Annotated in this window: 3 protein-coding genes; 2 read left to right on the top strand and 1 reads right to left on the bottom strand. The window is 69.5% G+C overall.

The annotated features are described in order from the left end of the window. Positions 1-54 precede the first annotated feature (54 nt). Entirely contained in the window at positions 55-903 is an 849-nt protein-coding gene (locus CFP71_RS41890) for an N-acetylmuramoyl-L-alanine amidase (RefSeq protein WP_093939408.1), read from the bottom strand. A gap of 89 nt (positions 904-992) precedes the next feature. Between CFP71_RS41890 and CFP71_RS41885 the strand changes: the two genes are divergently transcribed. Together CFP71_RS41885 and recR are read left to right on the top strand one after the other, a co-directional pair. Continuing rightward, positions 993-1349, top strand: coding sequence for a YbaB/EbfC family nucleoid-associated protein (locus CFP71_RS41885; RefSeq protein ID WP_005166259.1), 357 nt, complete (start codon positions 993-995; stop codon positions 1347-1349). Position 1350: 1 nt separating this feature from the next. Further along, positions 1351-1947: a recombination mediator RecR gene (recR, locus tag CFP71_RS41880; RefSeq protein ID WP_005166260.1), complete on the top strand. Its 597-nt coding sequence runs from the start codon at positions 1351-1353 to the stop codon at positions 1945-1947. Positions 1948-2073: the final 126 nt, after the last annotated feature.

Below are 2073 nucleotides of genomic sequence, written 5' to 3'. Positions count from 1 at the left end.
GGATGCGGTACTTGCGTGTGCAAGTACCGCATCCAGAGGACGAAACGCGGGACGTCAACGGGCCAGGTAGTCCTCGATGGCCTTCGCGATGACGGCGGCGTACTGCTGGCGTCCCTCTTCGCTCGCCATCGCCGCGGCTTCGTCGGCGTTGCGCATGTTCCCGCATTCGACGAGCGCGGAGGGGCGGGTCGAGAGGTTGAGGCCGCCGAGGTCGGCGCGCGGCGCGAGCCCGTTCGAGCCGAGGTAGGTCGACGTCGGGAAGCCGCCCGCGCGGATGCCGTCCCGCAGGGCCGTCGCGAGCTTCACCGACGGCTCTCCCTGCTGCGCGTTCAGCGGCGGAGCCGGATACGCGACGTGGAATCCGTGCGCTCCGGCGGAATTCGAGCCGTCCGCGTGGATCGAGACGACCGCGTCCGCCTGAGCTTCGTTCCCGATCGCGGCGCGTTCGTTGACGCAGGGGCCGACCCCGGTGTCGTTCTGCCGGGTGAGGACGACCCGGATTCCCTTGGCCGCCAAGGCTTGCGAGATCCGCTGCGAGACATCCCAGGTGAACGCGTGCTCGGAATAGCCGGAATTCGTCGAAGTGCCGGTGGTGTTGCACGGTTTCGTCTTGCCGCGCCCCGCCGGGACCTGCTTGTTGATCTCGCCCGGTTTGCTCGCGTTGCCGCCGTTGTGGCCGGGATCCAGCACCACGACCTTGCCCGTCTTCGGCTGCTGGGTGGAGGGAGGTGGCGGCGGCGCGCTCGACGACGGCGGCGGCGCGCTCGACGAGGGGCTCGGTTGCGGCAGGGTCGTGAAGACCGTCGTGGTACCCGGGGCGGAAGGGTTCCCCGCCGGTGGCGCGGCGGTGTCCACGCCGCACGCCGCGAACAGCGTCAATCCGATCGCCAGTACCAGGCCCATCCGTCGTCGCACGGCGCCAACGGTGCCATACGCGTGACGGCTAGGCTGGTAGGCGGCACAGGATTTTCCAGGAGAGGACCGATCGGATCATGGTGCAACCCGGTGGCGGTTTCGACCTGTCGCAGATCATGCAGCAGGCCCAGCAGATGCAGCAGAAGCTGGTCGAAGCCCAGGAAGAGCTGGCCAACACGGAGGTGACCGGCACTTCCGGCGGCGGTCTCGTCACCGCGACCGTGTCCGGTGACAGCCAGCTGAAGTCGTTGGCCATCGACCCCAAGGTGGTCGACCCCGACGACGTCGAGACCCTGTCCGACCTGGTCGTCGCGGCCGTGCGGGACGCTTCGGCCAACGCGCAGAAGCTCACCGAACAGAAGCTCGGCCCGCTCGCCGGCGGCCTCGGCGGCGGGATGCCGGACCTCGGCGGCTTCCCCGGGCTCGGCGGCTAGCTTGTACGAGGGTGTCGTCCAGGATCTGATCGACGAGCTCGGGCGGTTGCCCGGCGTCGGTCCCAAGAGCGCGCAGCGGATCGCCTTCCACCTGCTGGCGGCCGATCCCGCGGATATCGCGCGCTTGCAGGAAGTGCTCGGCAAGGTCAAGGAAGGCGTGCAGTTCTGCGAGGTCTGCGGCAACGTCTCGGAACAGGAGACCTGCCGGATCTGCCGCGACACCCGCCGCGACCTCACGGTCATCTGCGTGGTCGAGGAGCCCAAGGACGTGCTCGCCGTCGAGCGGACGCGCGAGTTCAAGGGCCGCTACCACGTGCTCGGCGGCGCGCTGGACCCGTTGTCCGGCATCGGCCCGGAGCAGCTGCGCATGCGTGAGCTGCTCGCGCGGATCGGCGGCGCGGAGATCAGCGAGATCATCATCGCGACCGACCCGAACACCGAGGGCGAGGCGACCGCGACGTACCTCGTGCGGATGCTTCGCGACTTCCCCGGCTTGACGGTGACGCGGCTCGCGTCGGGGCTGCCGATGGGCGGTGACCTGGAGTTCGCGGACGAGCTGACGCTGGGCCGCGCCCTGTCCGGCCGCCGCGCGCTCTAGGTCCGGAGTGTCATGAGGGGTCCCCATCGGACAAATTTCGTCCTATGGGGACCCCTCATGACAACCGGCGCGCTCAGCACCCGCGCGCCCACCCCCGAAGCGCGTGAAGGCCCCTTTCCCTCGGCT

Source organism: Amycolatopsis thailandensis (genome assembly GCF_002234405.1).
Taxonomy (GTDB): Bacteria; Actinomycetota; Actinomycetes; order Mycobacteriales; family Pseudonocardiaceae; genus Amycolatopsis; species Amycolatopsis thailandensis.
The sequence above is the reverse complement of the archived record's forward strand: the minus strand, read 5'-3'. Positions and strand labels throughout refer to the sequence as shown.